The following is a 5,199-nucleotide window of genomic DNA, read 5'->3' on the forward strand; positions in this document are numbered from 1 at the left end:
ACGAAATGGCAGATGAAGTCCGGTATTATACGGACGAGTATTACCCGAAAGTGCGGCGCCACATGGCGCTGGGAGGAATAACTCCCAATGCCTACGCAGCGGCCGCTTAACTTAAGTGTCTACTTTATCGGGGCCACTCCACGCTAGGTTGGGACAAGCCCCAACATTGCTGTCGCCGGGCCAGTCCAAGCTGTTATGCTTCCCGCTTCCCGCTTCCCGCTTCCCGCTTTCAGCGGGGGTTGCTTTTGCTGTATTCCAGCAGTTCGTCCATCACCCTGTGTTTAATTTCCAGCTGTTGCTCCGGTTCCAGACCATAACGCACCGCCAGACGAGCGTAGTCGTCCGGACTCAGCGACACCGTTAACCGGGGGCGCTTGGGGCGGGCTGAGGTGGGCAGATTCAGAATATGCCGAATCTGATCCGACGGACTCAGGCCATTGTCCAGTGCTTCCCGGCGAATGCGGTATTGCAGTTTTTCATCCATATCAAACGCCACCTGCACCGCCCGTGCGGCGCGCACCGAACTCTGCCACTTGTCGGGCAGCTTGCGTTGACTCATGAGCGCTGCTTCCGTTGTTGCTGCAGCCGGGCCAGCACCTGGTCGGCACTGGTGCTGGCAGGGGCCGGCGGCGCAGCGGGCTCGTCGGCGTCCTGCTGCTGCTCCCGGGCGCGAATATCGGCCAGTGCCTGCTTGGCATTGATCAGAGTGACGTCCGGGTGTTCACGAATGGCAGCCATGGTCTGGCGTACGCAGCGACTGGCTCTGGCCATGGCCAGTTGCCGGCACAAGTCGTGATAATGACGCTCGGCTTCCTGCCAGCGGCGGCGATACCAGGTCAGCCGTTTGCTGATATGACCCAGACGGGTGGCATGACCGGTCTGCTCACTTTCCAGTGTTGCCAGCAAGTGTGCCAGGCTCAGGGCCTGCTGTTCATCGGTATCCAGTGCTGCCAGCACCTGCTGCTCCAGCTGACGATGACGCTGAAGCAGGCTGCCGGCTTGCTGCTGCAACCTTGCTTGTTCATCTTTTAGTTGCCGGTACTGACGTTCCAGTCCCTGCATATGCTGCTCGGCATGGCGGCAGTCCTGCATCAGTTGCAGGCAAACCTGTTCCGGATTGAGACTGCTGTCCTGCTCATTCTGCAGACTGCGGAGCACCTGACCCAATACACTCATGATTGCGCCCTCACAACAAAAATTCCGCCATGTCTTCGATCACTTCCAGGCAGTTGTCACTCAGCACTGCCAGTTCATGCTCTATATCTTCCAGAGAAGAGTTCAGCGACAGGGCACCAAACACTACATACCAGTCATCCAGCCGGGCAAAGGCCGACAGCGGCATGGGAATATTCATATCGAGCATGGCTTCCAGCATGGCCTGACGGCGGGCCGGATTGACCTGACTTTCATCCCACAGATAGCTGATGCACAAGATCTGATCGTCCGACACGGAAATAAACAGGGGCAGCTCCTCTCGCCCGTCTACCGTGACTCTCAGCACTTCCACTTCGCCGGGAATGGGATAGCACTGAAAGGTAAAGCCGGTGGTTGAGGCCTCACCCAATTGTTCCAGGTGACGGCCGATTACTGATAGTTCCATGAAGTATCCTGACATAATAAGTCAGTTACAGACTAATTCAGCCTGCCCCGGCTGCGCAAGCGTCATGACAACCGCATAAAATGCCGGGTTAACGCTGTGCATGGCCGGTAAGGGTGATAATCTGGGGCTTACTGCCGCATAAAAGGAATTGCCGATGTCCGCATTGCCCGCTTCCATGGCCGCTCAGGCCGAAAAGCACTGGTCTTTATTTGCAGAACGTGCCGCCGGCGTGTTGCCGCAACTCAGTGCCGGGCGGGTCACTCAGCTGAAGCAGTTGTTTGCCTGCAGTGACTTTGCCGCCGACAGCCTGTGCCGTCAGCCTGAGCTTGCACTGACGCTGAGTGATGAGCGGGACTTGTTTAATGCTGACAGGTCCGGGCGGTATCAGCCCGAGCTGACAGCCATGCTGAATGACGTGCATGATGAGGCGGTCATGATGCGGTTGCTGCGCCAGTACCGGCGACGGGAGCTGCTGCTGATTGCCTGGCGGGAAATGCTGCTGGATGCCGGGGTGGAAGAAAGCTTTGTGCATATTTCTGCGCTGGCCAATGCGCTTATTGTAGAAAGCTACCGCTGGCTGTACCGGCGTCTGTGCGCCGAGCTGGGCACCCCCACCGATGCCGAAGACAAGGCTGTGCCCATGCTGATCCTCGGAATGGGCAAACTGGGTGGCGGCGAACTTAACTTTTCTTCCGATATCGATCTGATATTCACCTTTCCTCACAACGGCGTGACCAAAGGCGGACGGCGGGAGCTGGCCAATCAGCAGTTTTTTATTCGCCTGGGGCAAAAGCTGGTGAATGCCCTCAACCAGACCACCATAGACGGCCAGGTCTACCGGGTGGACATGCGGCTACGGCCCTTTGGCGAGTCGGGGCCGCTGGCGGTGAGCTTTACCGCCATGGAAGATTACTATCAGCACCATGGCCGCACCTGGGAGCGCTATGCCATGGTCAAGGCACGCATTCTGAACGATGAGGGTGAATACACTGCCGAGCTGCGCGCCATGCTCAAGCCCTTTGTCTATCGCCGTTACATCGACTTTGGTGTGATCGACTCCCTGCGCCAGATGAAGGCCATGATTGCCGCCGAAGTGCGCCGCAAGGGGCTGAAAGACAACATCAAGCTGGGGGCCGGCGGCATTCGTGAAGTGGAGTTTATCGCTCAGGTATTTCAGCTGATCCGCGGTGGCCGCGAGCCGGCACTGCAGGTGCGTCATCTGCCCGATGCACTTAGGGCCGCCAGCGACGCCGGTGCTATTTCGCCCGAAGTGTTTGACGAGCTGCACGCCAGTTACCGTTTTTTGCGCAAGGTAGAAAACTTCCTGCAGGCCTTTGCAGACCAGCAAACCCAGACCCTGCCGCAAGACGAACTCAACCAGGACCGGCTGGCCTGGCTTACCGGCCATAACAGCTGGAGCGAGTTTCTCGCCACACTGCACACTGCCATGGACAAGGTACATCGCCAGTTTGAACTGCTGATCGGTGACAGCACCGAAGCTGAAGAGGAAGATGTGGCCCAGATCTGGTCTGATATCTGGCAGACCGACTGGGAGGACGAAAGCGAGCTGGCAGCCCTGCTGGCAGAGCAGGGCATGGCGGACGACAAGGCCGCACGTCTGGCAAAAAATCTGAACACCTTCAAGGAAGAATGCCCGCGCCGGGCCATGGGGCCGCAAGGCCGGCAGGCGCTGGAAAAACTGATGCCGGTGCTGCTGGAGCGGGTGAGTCAGTCAGACACTCCGGGCACCCTGTTTGCCCGGCTGCAGAAACTGCTGCTGCAAATTGCCACCCGTACCGCCTACCTGCAGCTGCTGGTGGAAAACGCCGGTGCCCTGACTCAGCTTATTCGTTTATGCGAGGCCAGCTCGCTGGTGGCGGAGCAGCTGGCGCGGTTTCCCATTCTGCTGGACGAGCTGCTGGTGCCCCAGGTGCTGTATAACCCGATTCCGCCGGAAACCTACAAGGACGAGCTGCGTCAGTTTCTGCTGCGGGTGCCGGAAGAAGACGTGGAGCAGCAAATGGAGGCGCTGCGCCAGTTCAAGCAAATTCAGCTGTTGCGCATTGCCGCCGCCGATGTGGCCGGAGCCCTGCCATTAATGAAAGTCAGCGATCATCTCACCTGGCTGGCGGAAGCCATAGTGGAAGAAGTGGTCAATCAGGCCTGGCATCAGATCAGTGCCCGCCATGGCGTGCCGGCGCAGCTGGCCGACACCGGCGACAAGGGCTTTGGTGTGGTGGCCTACGGCAAGCTTGGGGGCATTGAGCTGGCCTACAGCTCGGATCTGGATCTGGTGTTTGTGCATCAAAGCGGCCTGACCGGTCAGACCAATGGCCACAAGCCCCTGGACAGCCGCCAGTTCTATCTGCGTCTGGCCCAGCGCATTATTCACCTGTTCAGCACCCGCACCGCCAGTGGTGTGCTTTATGAGCTGGATATGCGGCTGCGCCCCAGCGGCAACGCCGGCCTGATGGTGACGCCCCTGGACGGCTACGGTCAGTACCTTGAAAAAGATGCCTGGACCTGGGAGCACCAGGCGCTGGTGCGCAGCCGCATGATAGTGGGCGAGCCGGCCCTATTTGAGGAGTTTGCACGCATTCGCACTCATATTCTGACCCGGCCAAGGGACGCCGGTGCGCTGGCGCTGGAGGTAGTGGCCATGCGCGAGAAAATGCGCGAGCACCTGAACCGGGCCAAGGCCGGCGAAATTCACCTGAAGCAGTCTGCCGGTGGTCTGGTGGATATTGAGTTTCTGACTCAGTATCTGGTGCTGGCCCACAGCAGCGAGCACGAGGAGCTGACCCGCTGGTCCGACAATATGCGCATTCTGGAAATGACAGTAGAAACCGGACTGCTGAATGAACAGGAGTCGTTACAACTGCGCCGGGCCTATTGCGCCATTCGCGATCGGGGCCATCGTCTCAGTCTGTCGGACCTGCCCGGCCTGGTGCCCGACACCGAGCTTACTCAGGAGCGGGAGTGGGTGCAGGCAAGCTGGCGCAAATGGCTTAAGGGCGGGGAATAGGGACTGGGGAATAGGGACTGGAGGGGAAATATGAAGACGCACAAGCGACTGGATGTCTGGCGTGAATCCATGCTGCCGGTCAAGCTGACTTATGAGGTCTCGGCGTCATTCCCTCGGGCCGGGTTGTTTGGTCTCACGTCCCAGATGCGCAGAGCCGCCATTTCAGTGCCTTCGAACATTGCCGAAGGTGTGGCCAGAGCGAGCACCCGTGAATGCGCTCATTTTCTGAGCATTGCCAGAGGCTCGCTGAATGAGCTCGACACTCAGATGGAGATTGCGTGTATGCTTGGCTTGCTGCAGGAAACTCATCAATTTTGCGCGGGAAACCCCGTCCTTTTAGGGCGGGGAGGGATAGCGCGGCGGCGTCAGCCGCCCCTGTTCCCGCCTCTCCTTTTAAACTGGCTATTTATACAGTGGTTTGCTAAACTAAGCGCATGACGAAACGCGCCTATAAATATCGGTTTTACCCAACTCCCGAACAGGCTGAGCTGCTGGCGCAGACCTTCGGCTGTGTGCGTTTTGTCTATAACGCCATACTGCGCTGGCGTACCGATGCTTTTTATCAGCGTCAGGA

Annotated in this window: 6 protein-coding genes; 3 read left to right on the forward strand and 3 right to left on the reverse strand. The window is 58.7% G+C overall.

The window, feature by feature from the left end:
* Positions 1 to 229: 229 nt before the first annotated feature.
* The 3 genes from R0I78_RS12070 to R0I78_RS12080 are packed head-to-tail and all read right to left on the reverse strand — an operon-like array spanning position 230 to position 1,600.
* Complete coding sequence (locus tag R0I78_RS12070; protein WP_019936100.1) at positions 230 to 559, reverse strand: hypothetical protein; 330 nt, start codon at positions 557 to 559, stop codon at positions 230 to 232.
* On the reverse strand, positions 556 to 1,176 hold the full coding sequence (locus tag R0I78_RS12075; protein WP_317075496.1) for a hypothetical protein: 621 nt from the start codon (positions 1,174 to 1,176) through the stop codon (positions 556 to 558). The genes R0I78_RS12070 and R0I78_RS12075 overlap by 4 nt, the downstream gene beginning before the upstream one ends.
* 10 nt (positions 1,177 to 1,186) lie before the next feature.
* On the reverse strand, positions 1,187 to 1,600 hold the full coding sequence (locus R0I78_RS12080; RefSeq protein ID WP_019936102.1) for a YjfI family protein: 414 nt from the start codon (positions 1,598 to 1,600) through the stop codon (positions 1,187 to 1,189).
* 154 nt (positions 1,601 to 1,754) lie between these two features.
* Between R0I78_RS12080 and glnE the strand changes: the two genes are divergently transcribed.
* The 3 genes from glnE to R0I78_RS12090 form a co-directional block, all read left to right on the forward strand.
* Positions 1,755 to 4,625: a bifunctional [glutamate--ammonia ligase]-adenylyl-L-tyrosine phosphorylase/[glutamate--ammonia-ligase] adenylyltransferase gene (gene glnE, locus R0I78_RS12085; RefSeq protein ID WP_317075497.1), complete on the forward strand. Its 2,871-nt coding sequence runs from the start codon at positions 1,755 to 1,757 to the stop codon at positions 4,623 to 4,625.
* A 30-nt stretch (positions 4,626 to 4,655) separates the two neighbouring features.
* Entirely contained in the window at positions 4,656 to 5,063 is a 408-nt protein-coding gene (locus R0I78_RS14940; protein WP_410506582.1) for a four helix bundle protein, read from the forward strand.
* A partial coding sequence (locus R0I78_RS12090; RefSeq protein WP_317075498.1) for a helix-turn-helix domain-containing protein occupies positions 5,060 to 5,199 on the forward strand: 140 nt, incomplete at its 3' end. The genes R0I78_RS14940 and R0I78_RS12090, both read left to right, overlap by 4 nt.

The sequence above is a fragment of the Oceanimonas sp. CAM02 genome, assembly GCF_032842915.1.
GTDB lineage: Bacteria > Pseudomonadota > Gammaproteobacteria > Enterobacterales > Aeromonadaceae > Oceanimonas > Oceanimonas smirnovii.